This is a genomic window from Cupriavidus sp. R6-3 (genome assembly GCF_059772245.1).
On record NZ_JCBAJO010000078.1, the window covers coordinates 1 to 19381 of the forward strand.

General features: G+C 69.6%; 16 protein-coding genes and 1 pseudogene. 10 read left to right on the top strand and 7 right to left on the bottom strand.

Annotated features, from left to right (window positions below; translation table 11 throughout):
* The first annotated feature begins 143 nt into the window (after window positions 1-143).
* From AC6EI8_RS13835 to AC6EI8_RS13865, 7 genes are all read left to right on the top strand, one after another.
* On the top strand, window positions 144-488 hold the full coding sequence (locus AC6EI8_RS13835) for a Zn-ribbon domain-containing OB-fold protein (RefSeq protein ID WP_226105944.1): 345 nt from the start codon (window positions 144-146) through the stop codon (window positions 486-488).
* Between the two features lie 71 nt (window positions 489-559).
* The gene (locus AC6EI8_RS13840; protein ID WP_226105946.1) at window positions 560-1705 is read left to right on the top strand and encodes a thiolase family protein; all 1146 of its coding nucleotides are present in this window, start codon (window positions 560-562) and stop codon (window positions 1703-1705) included.
* 1 nt (window position 1706) lies between these two features.
* Complete coding sequence (locus AC6EI8_RS13845) at window positions 1707-2480, top strand: SDR family oxidoreductase (protein ID WP_023263636.1); 774 nt, start codon at window positions 1707-1709, stop codon at window positions 2478-2480.
* Between the two features lie 10 nt (window positions 2481-2490).
* Window positions 2491-3294, top strand: coding sequence for an enoyl-CoA hydratase/isomerase family protein (locus AC6EI8_RS13850; RefSeq protein ID WP_226105948.1), 804 nt, complete (start codon window positions 2491-2493; stop codon window positions 3292-3294).
* Between the two features lie 86 nt (window positions 3295-3380).
* On the top strand, window positions 3381-4373 hold the full coding sequence (locus tag AC6EI8_RS13855; protein ID WP_498382188.1) for a tripartite tricarboxylate transporter substrate binding protein: 993 nt from the start codon (window positions 3381-3383) through the stop codon (window positions 4371-4373).
* A gap of 11 nt (window positions 4374-4384) precedes the next feature.
* Complete coding sequence (locus AC6EI8_RS13860) at window positions 4385-4804, top strand: PaaI family thioesterase (RefSeq protein WP_498382189.1); 420 nt, start codon at window positions 4385-4387, stop codon at window positions 4802-4804.
* Between the two features lies 1 nt (window position 4805).
* Entirely contained in the window at window positions 4806-6041 is a 1236-nt protein-coding gene (locus AC6EI8_RS13865; protein ID WP_498382190.1) for a CaiB/BaiF CoA transferase family protein, read from the top strand.
* Window positions 6042-6125: 84 nt separating this feature from the next.
* On the opposite strand, the gene gcvA is transcribed toward AC6EI8_RS13865, so the two are convergent.
* Window positions 6126-7022 carry a transcriptional regulator GcvA gene (gene gcvA, locus AC6EI8_RS13870; protein ID WP_498382191.1) on the bottom strand — a complete coding sequence of 299 codons (897 nt, stop codon included), beginning with the start codon at window positions 7020-7022 and terminating at the stop codon, window positions 6126-6128.
* Window positions 7023-7211: 189 nt separating this feature from the next.
* On the opposite strand from gcvA, the gene AC6EI8_RS13875 reads away from it, so the two are divergent.
* Complete coding sequence (locus AC6EI8_RS13875; RefSeq protein ID WP_498382192.1) at window positions 7212-8090, top strand: oxidoreductase; 879 nt, start codon at window positions 7212-7214, stop codon at window positions 8088-8090.
* 253 nt (window positions 8091-8343) lie between these two features.
* Window positions 8344-9153 (top strand): 2,5-didehydrogluconate reductase DkgB, encoded by an 810-nt coding sequence (dkgB, locus tag AC6EI8_RS13880; protein WP_498382193.1) that lies wholly within the window; start codon window positions 8344-8346, stop codon window positions 9151-9153.
* 70 nt (window positions 9154-9223) lie between these two features.
* On the opposite strand, the gene AC6EI8_RS13885 is transcribed toward dkgB, so the two are convergent.
* The 3 genes from AC6EI8_RS13885 to AC6EI8_RS13895 form a co-directional block, all read right to left on the bottom strand.
* Window positions 9224-10672 (bottom strand): nucleobase:cation symporter-2 family protein, encoded by a 1449-nt coding sequence (locus AC6EI8_RS13885; protein WP_498382194.1) that lies wholly within the window; start codon window positions 10670-10672, stop codon window positions 9224-9226.
* A gap of 199 nt (window positions 10673-10871) precedes the next feature.
* Window positions 10872-13097 carry a xanthine dehydrogenase family protein molybdopterin-binding subunit gene (locus AC6EI8_RS13890; protein ID WP_498382195.1) on the bottom strand — a complete coding sequence of 742 codons (2226 nt, stop codon included), beginning with the start codon at window positions 13095-13097 and terminating at the stop codon, window positions 10872-10874.
* A complete protein-coding gene (locus tag AC6EI8_RS13895) occupies window positions 13094-13570 on the bottom strand; it encodes a (2Fe-2S)-binding protein (protein WP_149316128.1) in 477 nt (158 codons plus the stop codon). The genes AC6EI8_RS13890 and AC6EI8_RS13895 overlap by 4 nt, the downstream gene beginning before the upstream one ends.
* Window positions 13571-13678: 108 nt before the next feature.
* Between AC6EI8_RS13895 and AC6EI8_RS13900 the strand changes: the two genes are divergently transcribed.
* Window positions 13679-14725: a LysR substrate-binding domain-containing protein gene (locus tag AC6EI8_RS13900; protein ID WP_498382196.1), complete on the top strand. Its 1047-nt coding sequence runs from the start codon at window positions 13679-13681 to the stop codon at window positions 14723-14725.
* Here the strand turns inward: AC6EI8_RS13900 and AC6EI8_RS13905 are convergent.
* The 3 genes and pseudogenes from AC6EI8_RS13905 to AC6EI8_RS13915 form a co-directional block, all read right to left on the bottom strand.
* Window positions 14700-15881, bottom strand: coding sequence for a zinc-dependent alcohol dehydrogenase (locus tag AC6EI8_RS13905; RefSeq protein WP_498382197.1), 1182 nt, complete (start codon window positions 15879-15881; stop codon window positions 14700-14702). The two genes, AC6EI8_RS13900 and AC6EI8_RS13905, sit on opposite strands and share 26 nt — an antisense overlap.
* Window positions 15882-16038: 157 nt before the next feature.
* Window positions 16039-18450 (bottom strand): CHASE2 domain-containing protein, encoded by a 2412-nt coding sequence (locus tag AC6EI8_RS13910; RefSeq protein WP_498382198.1) that lies wholly within the window; start codon window positions 18448-18450, stop codon window positions 16039-16041.
* Window positions 18440-19381 (bottom strand): annotated as a pseudogene (locus AC6EI8_RS13915) (histidine kinase); the annotation flags it as partial. The gene AC6EI8_RS13910 and the pseudogene AC6EI8_RS13915, both read right to left, overlap by 11 nt.

Consider the following 19381-nt stretch of genomic DNA (forward strand, 5'->3'; position numbering starts at 1 on the left):
GGCCTCAACGCTACGGCAATCCCTGCCCCTGCCCGGCGCTTTCGCTTGATATTTTCTCAAGCGAAAGCGCCGGAAATATCGTTTGTCGGGTCCGGCGCGGGCGACAACCATTACGCCAAGGCCAACCATCATAGGAGACAACCGTGTCGGACCCGCTCTGGACTACGGAACCCATCCCCCATCTGCTTGCCTCGCGCGAGCGCGCCACCGGCGAATGGATCTTTCCCGCGCTGCCGGACCGCTCGCCGCTCGCCGCCGCCCACGACCCGGTCACCATCGCCGGCACCGGCGTGGTCTACAGCTTCACGATCATCCATCCGGCGCCGAAGACCGGGCTGGCGCCCTATGCGGTCGGCTATGTCGACTTCACCGGTCCGGTGCGGCTGTTCGGAAGGCTGGCCGGCAACGACCGTCCGGCCATCGGCGACCGCTATGTGCCGCGCCGCGATGACGAACTCGGCTACGTCTTCGAGGCCGTCCGGCCCTGACCCGGCCGCGACCGCCACCGCAACCGCAAACGCAAACGCAAACGCAAACGCAACCGAAGAAGGCAAGCAAGATGCAGGACATCTATCTCCATGGCGGCGCGATGACGCCATTCGGCCGCCATGCCGGCGTACTCGCCCCCGAACTGGCGCAACAGGCCATCCTGAAGGCGCTGGCCGACGCCGACGTGCCCGCGGGCCGGATCCAGGCCGTCTACTGCGCCAACGTGCTGGGCGGCATGATCCTCGGCCAATTGATCGTGCGCGATCTCGGCCTCAAGGGCATCCCGGTCTATAACGTCGAGAACGCCTGCGCCAGCGGGGCAACCGGCGTCCATCTGGCGCGGCATGCGCTGCTGGCCGGGCAGTACGACACGGTGCTGGTCGTCGGCATCGAGCAACTGACGGCGCTCGGCGGCGGCACCATTCCGCTGCAGCGCAACGACCACAAGACCGATTTGTACGCACGGGCCGGCATGGTGCTGCCCGCCGTCTATGCGATGCGCGGCACGCGCTTCCTGCACGAGCGCGACGCCTCGCCCGCCGACCTGGCGCAGGTCGCGGTCAAGAACCGCCATCACGGCTCGCTCAATCCGTATGCGCAGCAGCGCAGCACCACGACGGTCGAAGAGGTACTCGGCTCGCGCATGATCGCCGATCCGCTGACGCTGCTGCAGTGCTGCCCCTCGCAGGTCGATGGGGCGGCTGCGCTGGTGCTCGGCACGCGGCGGCCGGCGCAGCCGCGTCCCGTCAAGCTGCTGTCGTCGGTGGTGGTGTCCGGCATGCGCGAGGGCGCCGACGACGACATCCTGGACGCGGAGATCACCGCGCGCGCCGCGCGGCTGGCGTACCAGCAGGCGGGCCTGGGCCCGGAAGACGTCGATGTCGTCGAGCTGCACGACGCCTTTACCATCGCGGAACTGCTCTACTACGAAGCGCTGGGACTGGCCCCCCGTGGCGAGGCCGTGCCGCTGTTGCGCTCCGGCGCCACCCGGCTCGGCGGCCGCGTGCCGGTCAATCCGAGCGGCGGACTGCTGGCCAAGGGCCATCCGCTGGGCGCGACCGGCGTGGCGCAGATGGTCGAGATCCTGTGGCAGCTGCAGGGCCGCGCCGGCGAACGGCAGGTGGCGGACGCCCGCGTCGGCCTGACCCAATGCACCGGCGGCGGCATTGCGGGGGTCGACCACGCCGCCTCCTCCGTGCACTTGCTGGGAGTCTGACATGGCAACCGACACGACCCCTCGCTTCGATCCCGCCCACGTCGCGGTGGTGACCGGCGCCGCGCGCGGCATCGGCCTGGGCATCGCCACGCAACTGGCCCGACAGGGGCTGACCGTGGCGTTGCTCGACCGGGACGCCGCCGCGCTGGATGGCGCGGTCGGCGCGCTGACGGCCGACGGCTTGCGGGTCTTCGGCGCCAGCGCCGACCTGACGGAGTCGGCCGCGGTCAACGACGCCTTTGCACAGGTGCAGGCCCGCGCCGGCCGCGTCGACTATCTGGTCAACAACGCCGGCGCGGTCCGCGACATGCGCTTCCTGAAGATGAGCGATGCCGACTGGGACCTGGTCATCGACACGAACCTGCGCTCGCAGTTCCTGTGCTGCCGCGCGGCGCTGCCCGGCATGGTCGAGCGCGGCCACGGACGTATCGTCAATATCTCGTCGCGCGCCTGGCTCGGCGGCTTCGGGCAAGCGAACTACTCGGCCGCCAAGGGCGGCGTGGTCAGCCTGACGCGCTCGCTGGCCATCGAATTTGCCAGCAAGGGCATCACGGTCAATGCGATCGCCCCGGGCATCGTCGACACGCCGCTGTTTCGCGGCTTCGCGCCCGACGTGCAGGCACGGCTGAAGCAATCGGTGCCGGTGCAGCGGATCGGCACCGCCGAGGACATCGCCAACGCGGTCGGCTTCTTCCTCGATCCGCGCTCGTCCTACGTGACCGGCCAGGTGCTCTATGTCTGCGGCGGACGCAGCCTGTCCTCCCCCAGCGTCTAGGGAGCGCGCGATGACCATACGATTCGATACCCACGGACCCGTGGCGGTGCTGACCATCGACCGGCCCGAAGCGCTGAACGCGCTGGACGTCCCCGCGCTGCGCCAGCTGCGCGCGCACCTGTCAGCGGTGCGCGATCGCGACGACCTGCGCGTGGCGGTGCTGACCGGCGCCGGCACGCGGGCCTTCTGTGCCGGCGCGGACCTGAAGGGCACACGCGCATCGCCGGCCTCCTATCCGGAGGCGCTGTTTCGCGCGCCGGAGCCGGCGGCCGATCTCGGCCTCTACATCCGGCTGATGGACCTGACTGATCTGGGCCTGCACAAGCCGCTGGTCGCGGCCATCAACGGGCACTGCCTCGGTGCCGGGCTCGAGATCGCGCTGCAGTGCGATGTCCGTATCGCGGCGGAGTCGGCGAGCTTCGGCCTGCCGGAGGCCGCGGTCGGCTCGATTCCGGCGGTCTCCGGCCTGCATCGGCTGCTCAAGGCGGTGCCGGCCGCGCATGCCATGCAGATGGTGCTGACCGGCGAGCGCATCGATGCCGCGCAGGCAATGCGCATCGGCCTGGTGACCGAGGCACTGGCACCGGCGGCGCTGCATGACCGCGCGCTGGCCATTGCGGCCCGCATCGCGGCCAATGCGCCGCTGGCGGTGCAGGCCGTCAAGAAGCTGTCGCGGCAGACCAGCCATCTGAGCGAAGCCGATGCGCAGCAGCTGACCGAGCTCTACTGGGGCGCGCTGCGCGATACCGCGGACCGGATCGAGGGCCGCCAGGCCTTTGCCGAGAAGCGCCAACCCCGCTACACCGGCCGCTGACGGGCGCGCCGGGTCCCGATTGCCAACCAATGCGATAACCCACAAACCAATAGATCAACAAATCAACATACCGACAGGAGACGACCATGACAACGAAGACCACCATCGCGCGCCTCGCGCGCACCGCGCTGGCCGGCATGCTGGCGCTCACCGCGCTCGGCGCCGCGGCGCAGGCCCCCTTCCCCACGCAGAAGCCCATCACGCTCGTGGTCCCGTTCGCGCCGGGCGGCGGCAACGATATCCTGGCGCGTCTGATCGCGCCGAAGATGGGCCAGGCGCTGGGGCAGACCATCGTGATCGAGAACAAGCCGGGCGCCGGCGGCAATCTCGGGGCAGACTACGTGGCCCACGCCGCGCCCGACGGCTACACGCTGGTGATCGCCTCCAGCCAGGTCACGATGAACCCGTTTCTCGGCATCAAGGTGCCGTTCAGGATCGAAGCGGATTTCGAACCGGTGGGCCGGATCGCCTCGGTGCCGATCATGCTGGTCGCCAACAACCAGCAGCCGTTCCGCACGCTGCAGGACTTCATCCAGTACAGCCGCGCCAATCCCGGCAAGCTCAGCTACAGCAGCCCCGGCAACGGCACCCCCCAGCACCTTGCCGGCGAGGTCTTTGCCAAGCTGAACAAGACCGAACTGCTGCACGTGCCCTATCGCGGTACCGGCCCCTCGATCACGGACCTGATGGGCGGACAGGTTCAGCTCTCCTTCGCGACCTTCGCCTCGGCCATCGAGTACGTGCGGGCCGGCAGGCTGCGCGCGCTCGGCATTGCGGGGACCAAGCGCACGCCGCTGATGCCGGATCTGCCGACCTTCGCCGAAGCCGGCGTCAAGGGCTACGACGCCGAGCTGTGGTACAGCCTGCTGGCTCCGGCAAAGACCCCCAGGCCGGTGGTCGACAGGATCAATGCCGCGCTGCTGGCCGCGCTCAAATCGCCGGAGGTGTCCGCGCAGATGGCAAGGCAAGGCTTCGAGCCGCAGGCGTCGTCGCCCGCGGAACTGAAGGCGCAGCTGGGCAAGGACATGGCGCGCTGGCAGCGCTTGATCCAGGAAAACGGCATCAAGGTGGGGCTATGAACGATCGGACCATGACGACATCGACTGCCGCGGTGTCGCCGACGGACAATCCGCTGCTCGACGATCTCGGCATCCGGCTCGTCAGCGTGGGCGATGGCCGCTGCGTGTTCGAGCTGGACCTCGCGCCGCGACACCTGAACCGCCAGGGCAGCGTGCAGGGCGGCGTGGTCGCCACGATGCTGGATGCCGCCTGCGGCTATGCCGGCCTGCCGGTGGGGCCGGATGGCGCGCTGGGCCACGCGGCGACCGCGATGCTGTCGATCTGCTACCTCAGCAAGGCCAGCAGCGGGCGACTTCGCGCGGCCGCCACGGTAACCCGCGCCGGCAACAGCCTGTACTTCGCCTCGGCGCAATTGACCTCGGACGCCGGCGTGCTGATCGCCACCGCGCAGGGAACCTTCAAGCGCGCCCGCCCCCGTCTGGAGAACTGACATGTTGCGCGACGCACTGCACGGCCTGACCGTGATCGACTTCACGCAGATCGGCGCCGGGCCGACCTGCACCATGCTGCTGGCCGACATGGGCGCCCGCGTCATCAAGGTGGAGCCGCCCGGCGGCGAACTGGGACGCGGGCTGGGGCCGGGGTGGATCGGCGACGATGCCGCGCTGTTCCATGGCTTCAACCGCAACAAGCTGGGCGTGGCGCTGGACCTCAAAAGCAGCGAGGGGGTTGCGATCGCGCGGCGCCTGATCGCCGGCGCCGACGTCGTGGTGGAAAGCATGCGCCCCGGCGTGATGGATCGGCTGGGACTGGGCCACGCGGGACTGGCCGAAGCGCATCCGGGCCTGATCTACTGCTCGATCTCGGCCTATGGGCAGGACGGACCGTATGCGGACCGCGCCGGGGTCGACGGCATCATGCAGGCCGACTCCGGGCTGATGAGCCTGATCGGCCTGCCCAGTGGAGAGCCCTGCAAGGTGCAGGCACCGGTGGTCGACGTGATGACGGGCTACGTCGCCTGCATGGGCATTCTGGCCAAGCTGGCACAGCGCAGCCGCGACGACCGGGGCGGCCATCTCGACGTCAGCCTGTTCAACGCGGCGCTGGCGCTGCAGCAGTCGTCGTTGACCAGCTATTGCGCCGACGGCCAATTGCCCCAGCGGGTGGGCAGCGCGGCGCCGTACTCGGCGCCGAACCAGGCCTTCCGCACCGCCGACGGCTGGATCATGGTGGCCGCCTACATGCCCGAGCGCTGGCGCCGCCTGTGCGACGTGCTGGGCCTGCAGGCACTGGCCGACGATCCGCGCTTTGCCACGTCGCCGCTGCGCGTGGCGAATCGCGCGGCGATGACCGAGGCGCTCAACGAGGCGTTCGGCACGCGTTCCACCGAGGCCTGGCTGGCTGTGCTCCAGGCGGCCGACATCCTGTGCGCGCCCGTCGCGACCTACGACGGCGTCCTGGCGCATCCTCAGCTGGCGGCGAACGGCATGATGCAGCGGATCGCGCATCCGGCGCTGGGCGACATCCGCATGCCGGGGTTTCCGATCAACAGCGCGCGAGAGAACGCGCGTGCCGCCCGCCCCGCCCCCGCATGCGGCCAGCATACCGAGGCATTGCTGCGCGAGCTGGGCTACAGCGCGGACGACATTGCCGCACTGCGGGCAAGCGGTGCGATCCACTGCGCCGACGCTGTGGCGGGAGCACGTGCCAGCGCGGCCGCGGCGTGAATCCGTGTGTCGGTGAATCGGCGAGTAGTGAATCGGTGAATCGGTGAATCGGCGAGTCGGTGAGTCGCAGCGATATCCTGGCCCTTACTGCTGCGCCGCGAACTGCGCCAGCAGCCACTGCCGGAATACCGTCATGCTGGCGCTTTCCTTGCGGTCGGCCGGCGTCAGCAGGTAGTAGGTGAAATCACCCATGTCCACCGTCTGCCGGAATGGCGCCACCAGCCGGCCGGCCTCGAGGTCGGCCGCAACCAGGAAGCGCTGCGCGATCGCAAAGCCCTGCCCTTCGATGGCCGCCGCGTAGGCCATCGCCGAGCTCTGGTAAGTCATGCCGCTGCGCGCATCGACGTCCCGATCCGCGCGCACGAAGCGCAGCCAGTGTGCCCAGTCGTCTGGCCGGGCAATCGAATGCAGCAGGGTGTGGTGCCGCAGGTCGGCGGGCTTCCTCACCTTCGGCCCCTCGGCGAGCAACCCCGGACTGCAGACCGGCACCAGGACGTTCGACACCAGCCGGTAGGCGTTCGCCCCGCTCCACTTGCCGTCGCCCAGCCGGATCGCGCCGTCGATGTCTTCCTTGCGGAAGTCGACAGGGTCGAGCGACGCGGTCAGCAGCACTTCGATGCCGCGGTTGGCCGCATGAAAGCTCGACAGCCGCGGGATCAACCAACGCATCGCGAAGGTGGTATAGGCGCGGACCTTCAGCTGCTTGCGCTTCGCCCGCTTGCTCAAACGGGTAGTGGCCTCGCGCAGGTCATCCATCGCCCGCGTGACGGCACGGTAGTAGTCCTCGCCGGCGCTGGTCAGCGAAATCTGCCGATGCCCACGGTGCAGCAACTGCACGCCGAGCCCTTCCTCCAGTCCGCGGATCTGGCGGCTGACGGCACCGGGCGTGACATGCAGCTCCTCGGCGGCAGCCGTGATGCTCAGGTGCCGGCCGGCGGCCTCGAAGGCGCGCAGCGCGTTCAGTGGGGGCAGTTTGTCCATGGCGCCGAGTCTGCCATACGGTTGAGGTTTGCTCAATCGAAATGGTGCCTTCGGATAGACAACCAATGGTTGTTATTGAAGCCCCATTACATCGCATTGTGCTGCTTGATCGGTGAGCCTACATTGCTCTCCATGGCACCCGCCATCCCACCCCTGAACCAACGCAGCATTCCTCCAAGGAGAATCACCATGTCCGCCACCATTACCCCCACCTTCGCCGCCAACGACAGCAAAGTCTGGTTCATCACCGGCGCCTCGCGCGGCTTCGGCCTGGAGCTGACGCGTGCCGCGCTGGCCCGCGGCGACCGCGTCGTCGCCACCGCGCGCCGTCCGGAAACCATCGCCGCCGCAGTGGGCGAGCATGCAAACCTGCTGAGCGTGGCGCTGGACGTCACCAGCGAAGCGCAGGCCATCGCGGCCGCCGAGGCCGCGGTCGCGCGCTTCGGCCGCATCGACGTGCTGGTCAACAACGCCGGCTACGGCCTGCTCGGCGCGGTGGAAGAAGCCTCGGCAAAGGAAGTCGAGCAGCAGTTCGCCACCAATGTGTTCGGCGTGCTGGCCGTAACCCGCGCGGTGCTGCCGCAGATGCGCCGCCAGCGCAGTGGCCACGTGATCAATATCTCGTCGATCGGCGGCTATGCGGCCTATCCCGGCTGGGGCGTCTATGGCGCGACCAAGTTCGCGGTGGAGGGCCTGACCGAGGCGCTGGACGCGGAACTCGCGCCGCTGGGCGTGCGCGCCACCGTGGTCGAGCCGGGCTTCTTCCGCACCGACTTCCTCGACGACAGCTCGCTGGTGCGCGTGCGCTCGGAGATCGGCGCCTACGCCGAGACCGTCGGCGCGATGCGTGGCCACATGGCCGCTGCCAACCACCAGCAGCCGGGCGATCCGGTCAAGCTGGCCGCCGCGCTGCTGGCGCTGGCCGACAGCGAGACGCCGCCGGTGCGGCTGCCGCTGGGCTCGGACACGGTGGCACGGATCGCGGAGAAGCACCGCAAGGTCGAAGCGGAACTGTCGGCATGGCGCGCGCTGGCGGTGTCGACGGACCATGACGACGTGCGGGTGTGATTGCGCAGTCCTGGCATACCACTGCAGCGTCGGTGCCGCCCCTTCCCTCCCCCGCAAGCGCCGCACGCGGGAGAGGAATCGCCTCGCCAGCGCAGCGGTCCCGCTCCAAGGGACCGCAGCGGCCTGACATCAAGCCCGCCACCCTTGATCGGCAGGCAACAGTCATTTGACGGTCCGGGGCTGTTTCCTCCGCGCGTTCCGCCCGACAATGCCCGGAATCCGCAATCCTGACCCCGAATTCCTGGAGCTCACCATGACGCAGACCATTCCCGCCTTCGGCCTCGGCACCTTCCGCCTGACCGGCCAGACCGTGATCGACTCGGTCAAGAACGCCCTGTCGGTCGGCTATCGGCTGATCGATACCGCGCAGATCTACGGCAACGAGGCCGAGATCGGCCAGGCCATCGCCGAAAGCGGCGTCGCGCGCAAGGACCTGTTTCTCACCACCAAGATCTGGACCGACAACCTGGCCGGCGACAAGCTGATCCCGAGCCTGAAGGACAGCCTGGCAAAGCTGCGCACCGAGCAGGTCGACCTGACGCTGATCCACTGGCCGTCGCCGAACGGCGCGGTGCCGCTGCCCGAATACATGGCCGCGCTGGCCGAGGCCAAGGCGCAGGGTCTGACGCGGCTGATCGGCGTGTCGAACTTCACGGTGTCGCTGCTGGGCCAGGCCATCGATGCGGTCGGCGCCAGCGAGATCGCGACCAACCAGATCGAGATCCACCCGTATCTGCAGAACCGCAAGCTGGTCGACTATGCGCGCGGCCAGGGCATCCACCTGACCTCGTACATGACGCTGGCCTACGGCAAGGTGGTGCAGGACCCGGCGGTCCAGGCCATCGCGCAGGTGCATGGCGCCACGCCCGCCCAGGTGGCGCTGGCCTGGGCGCTGCAGCAGGGCTTCGCGGTGATCCCGTCGTCGACGAAGCGCGAGAACCTCGCCAGCAATCTGCAGGCGCAGCAGCTGCGCCTGACCGACGACGAGATGGCGAAGATCGCCACGCTCGATCGCGGCGAGCGGCTGGCCAATCCGGAAGGCATCGCCCCCGCCTGGGACTGAATCCCTTCAGCGGTATTTCGGTCGTCCCCGCGTGCACGGGGACGACCCCTCCCGGTGTTCCCGTCGCCGTTCAGCGGCTGGGCTGCAGCGCCTCATCCGTTCCCTGCCCGCTTCCCTGCCCGTTTCCCTGCGTGCTTCCTTGCGCGTCTCCTTGCGCGCTTCCCCGCGGCGCCGCATGCGGGTCGCCGCGCGGCACGCCGTTGAACAGCAGGTTCAGCAGCACCGACAGCACGCAGGCCAGCAGGATACTGCTGTGCATCAGCGGCTGCAGCCACCTGGGCAGATGGTGGAACAGCGTGGGGGCGAAGGTCGGCAGCAGCGAGATCGCCAGCGTCGCCGCGACGATGTAGACGTTGTGCCGCTGCGATTCGAAATCGACTCGCCCCAGCGTGCGCACGCCCGCCGCGGTGACCACGCCGAACATGAACAGCGCCGCGCCGCCGAGCGCGGGCAGCGGCACCGAGGCCACCACGGTCGCCATCTTGGGAAACAGCCCCAGCACGCACAGGATCACGCCGGCCGCCACCACCACCCAGCGGCTCTTGACGCCGGTCACCACCAGCAGCCCGATGTTCTGGCTGTAGATCGTGTACGGAAAGCCGTTCAGCGCGCCGCCGATCACGCTGGCCAGGCCGTTGGCGCGCAGGCCGTCGGTCATCTCGCGCGGCGTCAGGGTCTTGCCGACCACGTCGCCGGTGGCCAGGAACAGGCCCATCGACTCGATCATGATGATCACCATCACGACCACGATGGTGGCGACCGCGAGCGGATCGAACACGGGCCAGCCGAAGTAGAACGGCCGGATCACGTCCACCATCGGCGCCTCGGCGACACCGGCGAAGTCGACCATGCCGAAAGGGATCGCCACCAGCATGCCGGCCGCCAGCGCCAGCAGCACCGAGACGTTGGTCCAGAAGCCCTTGAGCCAGCGGTTGATCGCCAGGATCAGCGCAAAGACGAAGCCGGCCAGCGCCAGGTTGTGCGGCGCGCCGAAGTCCGGCGCGCCCTTGCCGCCACCGATCCAGTTGACGCCGACCGGGAACAGCGACAGCCCGACCACCATCACGATGGAGCCGCCGACGATCGGCGGGAAGAAGCGCACCAGCCTGCCAAATACCGGCGAAATCAGCATCGTCAACAGACCGCCCGCCATCACCGCGCCGATCACGGCCGGCAGCCCGAGGCCGGGATTGGTGGCGATCACCAGGATCGGCGGGATCGCGCTGAAGGCCACGCCCTGCATCACCGGCATCCGCACGCCGATGCGCCAGAAGCCAGCCGATTGCAGGATGGTCGCGATGCCGCAGGTGAACAGGTCGGCGTTGATCAGCACGGCCACCGCTTCCTTCGGCAGCTTCAGCGCGGTGGCGATGATCATCGGCACCGCGATCGCGCCGACATACATCACCAGCACATGCTGGAAGCCCAGCATCAGCAGCGGCCCGGTGGCGGGTACCGCATCGACGGGCGCGCGCGCCGGCGGCACGGTGTCACGCACCGCGTTGTGTTGCGCTTTCATGGGGGTGTCTCCTTCCAGTTCTCGCTGTGGTTGTTGTGCTTGTTGTGCTTGTTGTGCTTGTTGTCGTGGTCGTGCCGGCGTGCCGCGGCGGCGCCGGTGCCGGCATAGCGTGGGATGCCGCATGGGGGGCGCGCCGGTCCGACGCACGGCAGCGGCGGCCGTCGAAACGACGCCCGCCACCGTGCTCATCGTTCGCGGTTCAGGCGAAGCGGAACGGCGTCGCGCGCAGGCGCTTGCCGGTCGCCGCGAAGATCGCGTTGCCGATCGCCGGGACCACCGGCGGATTGGACAGTTCGCCGACGCCGCTGGGCGCCCTGCCCGACGGCGGCATCAGCTCGATGTCCAGCCGCGGCGCATCGGTGATGCGCACCACCGGATAGTCGTGGTAGTTGCTGATGCGCACGGTGCCGTGGTCGATCGGCACCTCGTTCATCATCGCCGTCGACACGCCCCAGTACAGCCCGCCCGCCAGTTGCTGCCGCACCGAGCTGGGATCGACCGCCAGCCCGCAGTCGACCACGCAACTGAGCCTGTGCACCGTGATCGCGCGCTCCTTGACCTCGACCTCCGCGACCACCGCGATATAGCTCTTGTAGCCCTGATAGGTCGCGATGCCGAGTCCGCGGCCGGGCGCCGAAGCCCGCGACCAGCCGGCCAGCGCCGCGGCACGGTCGAGCACCGCCAGATGCTCGGGCCGCTCGCGCAGCAGGCGGCGGCGATAGGCGAGCGGATCCTGCCCCGCCGCGTGCGCGGCTTCGTCGATCAGGCTCTCGATCGCGAAGACGTTGGGCACGTAGCTGACCGCGCGCCACCACCAGATCGGCAGCTTCGGCTCGACCCGCACCCACGCCAGGTCGAGCGTGCCGATGTCGTAGTAGAAGTCGTCGCGCATCGCCTCGGTGCAGCTCGGATCGACCGGCACCTTGGCAAGGAAGCCGGGGTCGTCGGGTTCCTTGATCGACGGCGTCACCGCGCGCAGGCTGAAGGCGGCGATGCCGCCGTCGCGATCGAGCGCGGCGCGCGCCTTGTGCACGCTGGCGGTCTGGTAGAACAGGCCGCGCATATCGTCCTCGCGGCTGTAGATCAGCTTGACTGGCTTGCCGACGCGCCGCGAGATACAGGTGGCCTCGAGTATCTGGTGCATGCCCTCGCGCGCGCCGAAGCTGCCGCCGGCCTCGGTCAGATGGATCCTGACCTTGTCGGCCGGCACGCCGGCGATGGTCTGCGCCGCCTGCGCGCAGCGCGACGGCACCTGGATGCCGCCCCAGTATTCGACGATGCCGTCGTGCACCCACGCCACCACGCTCAGCGGTTCCATCTGCGCGTGGGCCTTGTAGGGCATCGTGTAGACGCCTTCGACGACCTTGTCGGCTCTTTCGAAAGCCGCCGCGGCATCGCCCTTGACCTTGCTCTTGAGGCCGGCATCGTCGACATGCCGGGCCAGCTCGCGCAGCGCACCCTCGGCGCTGAAGTCCGCCATGTCGCTGTCGCCCCACTGGACCTTCAACGCCTGGCGCGCGCGCTGCGCGGCCCAGAAGTGGTCGGCGACGATGGCCACGCCGGGCTGGCAGGCGCCGTTGTCCGGTACCGCCGGGCCCATGCCGGGACGGAAATGCGCGATCGCCGCGGGAATCTCGGTCGCGAACACATCGCGCACGCCGGGCATCGCCTTGACCTCGGCCGCATTGAACGACACCACGCTTGCATTGATCACCGGCGGATGGACCACGATCGCGGTCAGCATGCCGGGCAGCTTGATATCGACCGCGTACTGCGCGCGGCCGGTCAGCTTGTCGACGACGCGATAGCTGCTGCGCTCCTTGCCGATCAGCACGAAATCCGCCGGGCGCTTGAGCGCGACTTCCTTCGGCACCGGCTGCCGTGCCGCGCCTTCGGCGAGATCGCCGTAGCCGAGCCGCCGCGAGCCGGCGGCATCGATCACCATGCCGTTGCTCGTGCGGCAACTGGCCGGATCGACCCGCCAGCGCTGCGCGGCCTCGGCGACCAGCATCGCGCGCGCGGTGGCGCCGGCGCGCCGCAGCGTGGTCCATTCGAGCGGCACGCTGGTGCTGCCGCCGGTCGCGTGCATGCCCCACAGCGGATGGATGTAGACCTGCGCCAGCGGATCGTCCGGCTGCACCACGCGCACGCGCGACCAGTCGGCATCGAGCTCCTCGGCCAGCATCAGCCCGAGTGCATTCTTGACGCCCGTGCCGCTGTCGAACTTGTGCACGACCAGCAGCACCTCGCCTTGCGGCGTGATGCGGACCCAGGCGTTGGGGGCGAAGGCGGCGCCATCGGCGGGGGCGCCCGAGGACGATGCCCCGGCGGCGGCGCCTGCCGCGCACACGCCGCCGGCGCTCAGCTCCAGCATCAGGCCGCCGGCCAGCGCCGCCCCGCTCATCAGGAAGTCGCGCCGCTTCATGCCGGCCTCCCGCTGCGCAGTTCGGCCGCGGCGCGATGGATCGCGCGCCGGATCCGGTCATAGGTGCCGCAGCGGCAGATATTGCCCGCCATCGCCGCATCGATATCGCTGTCGCTGGGCTTCGGCTTCCGCGCCAGCAGCGCGGCGGCGGACATCAGCTGCCCCGACTGGCAGTAGCCGCATTGCGGCACGTCCTCGGCCTGCCACGCGCGCTGCAGCACGTGCAATGCATCGGGTTTGCCCAGCCCCTCGATGGTCGTCACGCGCTTGCCGGCGACGCTGGACAACGGGGTCTGGCAGGCGCGCACGGCCTGTCCGTCGACATGGACGGTGCACGCGCCGCACAGGCCCATGCCGCAGCCGTACTTGGTGCCGGTCAGGTCCAGCTGGTCGCGCAACACCCACAGCAGCGGCGTATCCGCGGGGGCGTCCACCCGACGGCGGGCGCCATTGACATCGAGCTTGGTGGTCATCGTGGTCTCCTCGGCCGCCCCTCTGGCGTGGACGGATCAGGGAAAGCCTAGGTGTCGCCCAACCATATGTGAAATATGATTTCGGAATCCAATCCATACGGATCGCATATGGATCTCCGCCAGCTGCGCTATTTCATCGCGGTCGCCGAGGAAGGCAACTACAGCCGCGCCGCCGAGCGGCTGCATATCTCGCAGCCGCCGCTGAGCCAGCAGATCAAGTCGCTGGAGGGCGCGCTGCGGGTCACGCTGTTCGAGCGCGGCCGGCATGGCGCGCGGCTGACGCGGGCCGGCGAGGCGCTGCTGACGCGGGCGCGCCGCATCGTCGACGACTGCGAATCGGTGGAACGGCAGGTGCGGCGCGTCGCCGAAGGGCTGGAGGGCTATCTGCGCATCGGCATCATCAACTCGGTGATGTACGGCCCGTTGCCGCTGACGCTGCGCCAGTTCCAGCTGCGCAATCCGGGCGTCGAATGGACGCTGCACGAGCTGCTGCCGGACCAGCAGTACGAGGCGCTGGCGCGCGGGCGCATCGACGTGGGGTTTTCGTGCAGCGCGGCGGCGCGCAGCGACCTGCGCTCGATCCTGGTCTATGCGCAGCCGTTGATGGTGGCAATGGCGGCCGACCATCCGCTGGCCGGCGCGCCACGTGTCTCGCTGCGGCAGCTGTCCGGCGACGCCTTCGTGCTGCTGAACATGCAAAGCCCGATGATCCGCAATGTGCTGGCCGCCTGCCTGCGCGCGGGCTTCGAGCCGCGCGTGATGCACGAGTCGATCGACCCGGAGACGGTGCTGGGGCTGGTGGGCGCCGGCGTCGGCGTCAGCGTGCTGCCGGCCTCGCTGTCGGCCACGCGGCGCGACGATGTCAGCTACGTGCCGCTGGCCGCGCGCGGGCTCGACGCCGACCTGCATGCGACCGTGCGGCGCGAGCATGCGCTGCCCGCGCTGGAGCGCTTTCTTGCGCTGCTGGAGGACGTCACGCGGGACTGGCACCGCGAGGTGTTCGGCGACGGCGCGGCGCCGGGCGGTGGAGGCTGGCCGTCGGCGGGGAAGCGGGACGCCACGCGCGATGTGAAGCGCGATGTGAAGCGCGACACCGACCGCGACACCAAGCGCAATAGCATGCGCAAGCTCAAGCCGGCGTCATCACCACCTTGATGCAGCCGTCGTGCTTGTCGCGGAAGGTCTCGTACATCGACGGCCCTTCCGCCAGCGTGACGCGATGCGAGATCACGAAGGTCGGGTCGATCTGCCGGTCGATGATGCGCTGGAGCAGATCGTCGGTCCATCGGTTGACGTGGGTCTGGCCGGTACGGATCGTCAGGCCCTTGTTCATCAGCGCGCCCATCGGGATCTTGTCCACCAGTCCGCCGTAGACGCCCGGAATCGATACGATGCCGCCCGGCCGGCAGACATAGATCATCTCGCGCAGCACGTGCGGCCGGTCGGTTTCCAGCATCACGGCCTGCTTGACGCGGTCGTAGATCGAATCGAGCGAGCGCGTCGCATGCGCCTCGAGCCCGACCGCGTCGATGCACTTGTCCGGCCCCTTGCCCTGCGTGATCTCGTTGAGCGCCTCCAGCACGCTCTGGTTTTCGAAATCGACCAGCGTCACGCGGTCGGGGCCGAGCTGCTGCGCCATGCGCAGGCGCTCGGGCACGCGGTCGATCACCACCACCTGCTTCGCCCCCATCAGCAGCGCCGACAGGATGCAGAACTGGCCAACCGGTCCCGCGCCCCAGATCGCGACGATGTCGTCGGGCTGGATGTCGCATTGCGCCGCGGCCTGCCAGCCGGTCGGCAGGATGTCGCCGAGAAACAGCACCTGTTCGTCGCTGAGCTCGGCCGGCACCTTGACCGGCGCCACGTCGGCATAGGGCACGCGCACGTATTCGGCCTGCCCGCCCGCATAGCCGCCGGTCAGATGGGTGTAGCCGAACAGCCCGGCGGTGGTATGGCCGAACATCTTGTCGGCCGCGTCCTTGTTGCGATTGGTGCGCTCGCACACCGAGAAATTGCCACGCCGGCATTGATCGCATTCGCCGCAGATGATGGTGAACGGCACCACCACGCGGTCGCCGACGCGCAGCCGGCGGTTTTCCGCGCCGACCTCGACGACCTCGCCCATGAACTCGTGGCCCATGATGTCGCCGTGCTCCATGCCGGGCACGAAGCCGTCATACAGGTGCAGGTCCGAGCCGCAGATCGCGCAGCTGCTGACGCGGATGATGGCGTCGCGCGGGTGCTCGATCACGGGATCGGGAACGGTGTCGTAGCGGATATCGTGCTTGCCGTGCCAGCAAAGGGCTTTCATCGCGGGCTCCCCAGGGAAGAGCGGCACGCCAGTCGCGCCGCATGGGGCGGGAATGCAAGCGCTGTTCCACGGGGACGGCAGGCGGTCGTGCGTCGCGAAGTCTCCCTTCGGTGGCACCGGGCGGCGCGATTCTTACATGTGGGGGAAGAACTTTCACTCAGCCCGGCAGCGCGATCGTAAAGGTCGTGCCGCGGCCCGGCGCGCTGTCGACGCCGACATGGCCGCCGTGCCGCTCGATCACCGTCTTGACGAACAGCAGCCCCAGACCGCTGCCTTCGCGCACCGGACGGCCCTCCTCCTGCAGCCGGCTGAACGGCTGGAACAGGCGGGCCTGCTCCTCGGGCGCGATGCCGGGCCCCTGGTCGGAGACCGACACCATCAGACCGCCATCGCTGCCGTCGTCGTGCCGCACGCGGCCGGCGCGCACGGTGACGGTGCCGCCCGGCGGGCTGTACTTGACCGCGTTGTCGATCAGGTTGGAGACGGCGCGCATCAGCAGCGCCGCTTCGCCGTACAGCATCATCTCCTCGTTGCCGGTCTGCACCGCGACGGTCACGCGGCGCGCCTGCGCCAGCGCCCACAGCGAATCGGCGGCGTCCATCAGCACCGTGGTCAGGTCGACCTCGGCAAAGCGCAGATGCTGCGATTCGGCGCGCGCGAGCTGGATGAAGTCGTCGGCCAGCGCCAGCGTGCGGCCGGCGTGGTGGCGGATCCGTTCGAGCAGCACCGGCGGCTCGAGCGCGCGCGCCGGGTCGGCCTGCAGTTCGACCAGCGCCAGGATCGACGCCTGCGGCGAACGCATGTCGTGCGAGATGAAGCGCAGCGTTTCCTCGCGCTGGCGCTCGGCCAGCCGCACCTGCGTGATGTCGATGAAGCTGATGCTGAAACCGGCGACCTCGCCCGCGTTGCCGCGCAGCGGCGCACCGCGCAACAGCATCGCGCGCTGGTCGTGCGTCTGCAGCTCGACGCCGGCGCGCTCGGCGCGCGTCGGCGCCGCGCCGTTGTCGGCGGCGCGCCTGAGCCGATCCCAGTAATCGAGCCCGCCTTGAGGCGGCGCGAAGATGTCGGCGACCAGCGTATCGAGCAAGGGCCGCGCCCCGCCCTCGGCATTGAGCGAGGACAGCAGCCGCGGCGACAGCGCCACCGCGCCGGCATTGGCCAGCAGGATGCTGCCGTCGGCATCGCAGATCACGGTGGCATCGGGCAGGTTCTCCAGCCCGTCGGACAGCAGGCGGCGCAGGTCGCGCTGCCGCGTGATCATCCGGTACAGCGCGCTCATGCGCGTGTCCAGCGTGCCGCCGGCCAGCGGCGGCGCGCTCTTGCCGCCCGGCAGCGCCGGCTCGCGTTCGAGCCGCGCCACTTCGGCCGACAGGAAGGTCAGCGCCGATTCCTGCCGCCGCCAGCTCCACAGCGGATAGAACACCAGGCAGGCCAGGATCGCCGGCACCGGCGAAAACCACAGCCGCTCGAAATGCATCAGCGCCACGCTGGCGGCGAACAGGCCGACGATCACCGCGGCGCTGACCAGCAGCGCGTCGCGCGGCGACATCAACAGCGCTGCCAGGCAGGCGAGCAGCACCGGCAGCAGCGTCAGCGCCCAGTACCAGGCGCGCTGCACCGGCACGATGCCGTTGTTGTCGAGCAGCGCCTGCGCGGCGTTCGCCAGCAGCTCGACGCCGCTGATGCCGGCACCGTTCTTCGACAGCGGCGCGGAGAACATGTCGCCCAGCCCCGTCGCGCCCGCGCCGACCAGCACCAGCTTGTCGCGGAACAGCTCGGGCGGAATTGCGCCGCTGAGCACATCGATCGCCGACACCGTGCGGAAGGTGCCGATCGGTCCGGCGAAGGGGATACCGAGGCGATGGCGGCGATGCCATTCGCCGGCGAGCGTCTCGTCGACCGGCACCTGCCGGTAGCTGTCCAGCGGCCGCTGCGGCTGCCCGAACTGCACCAGGCGCACGACGAAATGGTCGAGCATCTGTCCCGGCAAGCCCTCCTGCAGATAGAGATGGCGGGCGAGCCCGTCGACGTCGGTGGCGATATTGATATGGCCGACGTCGGCGCCGAGCGCGGGCAGCGGATAGCTGAGGCGATAGCCGTCGCGCACCGGCTCGGCCAGCGCGGGAATGACCACGTTGCCGGCGCGCGCCATGCTGACCGCCAGCGCCTCGTCGTCCTCGGGATGGCGCCAGTCCGGCTCGACCAGCAGCACATCGAGCCCGATCACGCGCGCGCCGCCGTCGGCCAGCCGATCGACCAGCCCCGCCAGCAGCGAACGCCGCCACGGCCAGCGCCCGACCGCAGACAGCGACTCATCGTCGATCGAGACGATCAGGATGTCGTCGCGCGGCGCGTGCTGCTGCGCGGCGATGCCGATGTCGTAGACGGCCAGGTCCAGCCGCTGGCTCGCGCCGAAATCCGCGCGCACCGCGGCCAGCACCATCACCAGCATCGTCAGTACCAGCCATTCGATCAGCGTGCGCCGATGAAAGCCGGCAATCAGGCCGCTGCCCGCGGCCGTGCGCAGCTGGGTGCGCAATTGGGGCAGGCGAATGCGGCTACCCGCCACGGCGCACACTGCCGCTGGCAGTACCGATCGGAGCCCCCGTGCCGTCGCGCAGATGCTCGTGGACTTCGATGCGTTGCGGCGCCGAGAACGGCGACTCGCTGCCATCGCGCTCGATGCGGGCGACCCGCACGTAGTAGACGCCGGCCGGCGGACGCGGCAGCGCCGCGGTGTCCGACTCGATGCGCTGATCCTGCAGGGGCCGGGCAAAACCCGGCTCGTCGGCCAGCTGCACGCGGTAGGCCAGCGGCGCGAAGGCCTCGGGCTGCTGCGCGGCGCCCCAGCGCACGCGCAGCGCGCCGCCGTTGTCCTCGACGACGCTGACGCCCGGCGCCGGCGGCAGCAGGCGGAACGCCACCGGGGCGCTCCACGGGCCCGCCTGCCCCTTGGCATCGATCGAGCGCACACGCCACCACCAGTTGCCTGGCGCCAGCGTCTGCTGCGTGCCTGCCTCGCGGGTGTTGCCGTGCGCGGCCAGCGTGCCGAAATCGGCGTCGGAGGCGATCTCGAAGCGGTATTCGGCGGCGCCGTCGACCGCCGCCCATTGCAGCTCGGCCACGGTGCCGTGCACCGTGCTGCGCGGCGCCGGCTCGACCGTATAGGGCGCCGGCGGATTGAGCCGAACCGTCAGCGGCGCGATCGCTGCGTTGCCCGGAATGCGGTTCCGGTCGATGGCGCGCACCTCGAGATAGGCCGGGCCATCGGGCAATCCGGTCAGCGCAGCGGCCGCCGGCGTGACCGTGGCGGCGAAGACGGCTTCGGTACGCTCGGGGTCGCGCGTCACGCGAACCAGGTAGCCGATTGCCCCCTTGACCGGTTGCCAGCCCACTTCGGCCTGGCTGGCGTAGATCGGCTCCGCCGGCACCGCGCTCAGCGTCGGCGCCGCCAGCAGCGTGTACACCGCGGCGTCCCCCGCACTGCCGACGGCCACGCC

Excerpts from the sequence above, each read along its gene's own strand:
- AC6EI8_RS13840 (WP_226105946.1), top strand. The coding sequence starts at position 560 with ATGCAGGACATCTATCTCCATGGCGGCGCGATGACGCCATTCGGCCGC.
- AC6EI8_RS13845 (WP_023263636.1), top strand. The coding sequence starts at position 1,707 with ATGGCAACCGACACGACCCCTCGCTTCGATCCCGCCCACGTCGCGGTG.
- AC6EI8_RS13850 (WP_226105948.1), top strand. The coding sequence starts at position 2,491 with ATGACCATACGATTCGATACCCACGGACCCGTGGCGGTGCTGACCATC.
- AC6EI8_RS13855 (WP_498382188.1), top strand. The coding sequence starts at position 3,381 with ATGACAACGAAGACCACCATCGCGCGCCTCGCGCGCACCGCGCTGGCC.
- AC6EI8_RS13860 (WP_498382189.1), top strand. The coding sequence starts at position 4,385 with ATGACGACATCGACTGCCGCGGTGTCGCCGACGGACAATCCGCTGCTC.
- AC6EI8_RS13865 (WP_498382190.1), top strand. The coding sequence starts at position 4,806 with ATGTTGCGCGACGCACTGCACGGCCTGACCGTGATCGACTTCACGCAG.
- gcvA (WP_498382191.1), bottom strand. The coding sequence starts at position 7,022 with ATGGACAAACTGCCCCCACTGAACGCGCTGCGCGCCTTCGAGGCCGCC.
- AC6EI8_RS13875 (WP_498382192.1), top strand. The coding sequence starts at position 7,212 with ATGTCCGCCACCATTACCCCCACCTTCGCCGCCAACGACAGCAAAGTC.
- dkgB (WP_498382193.1), top strand. The coding sequence starts at position 8,344 with ATGACGCAGACCATTCCCGCCTTCGGCCTCGGCACCTTCCGCCTGACC.
- AC6EI8_RS13885 (WP_498382194.1), bottom strand. The coding sequence starts at position 10,672 with ATGAAAGCGCAACACAACGCGGTGCGTGACACCGTGCCGCCGGCGCGC.
- AC6EI8_RS13890 (WP_498382195.1), bottom strand. The coding sequence starts at position 13,097 with ATGAAGCGGCGCGACTTCCTGATGAGCGGGGCGGCGCTGGCCGGCGGC.
- AC6EI8_RS13895 (WP_149316128.1), bottom strand. The coding sequence starts at position 13,570 with ATGACCACCAAGCTCGATGTCAATGGCGCCCGCCGTCGGGTGGACGCC.
- AC6EI8_RS13900 (WP_498382196.1), top strand. The coding sequence starts at position 13,679 with ATGGATCTCCGCCAGCTGCGCTATTTCATCGCGGTCGCCGAGGAAGGC.
- AC6EI8_RS13905 (WP_498382197.1), bottom strand. The coding sequence starts at position 15,881 with ATGAAAGCCCTTTGCTGGCACGGCAAGCACGATATCCGCTACGACACC.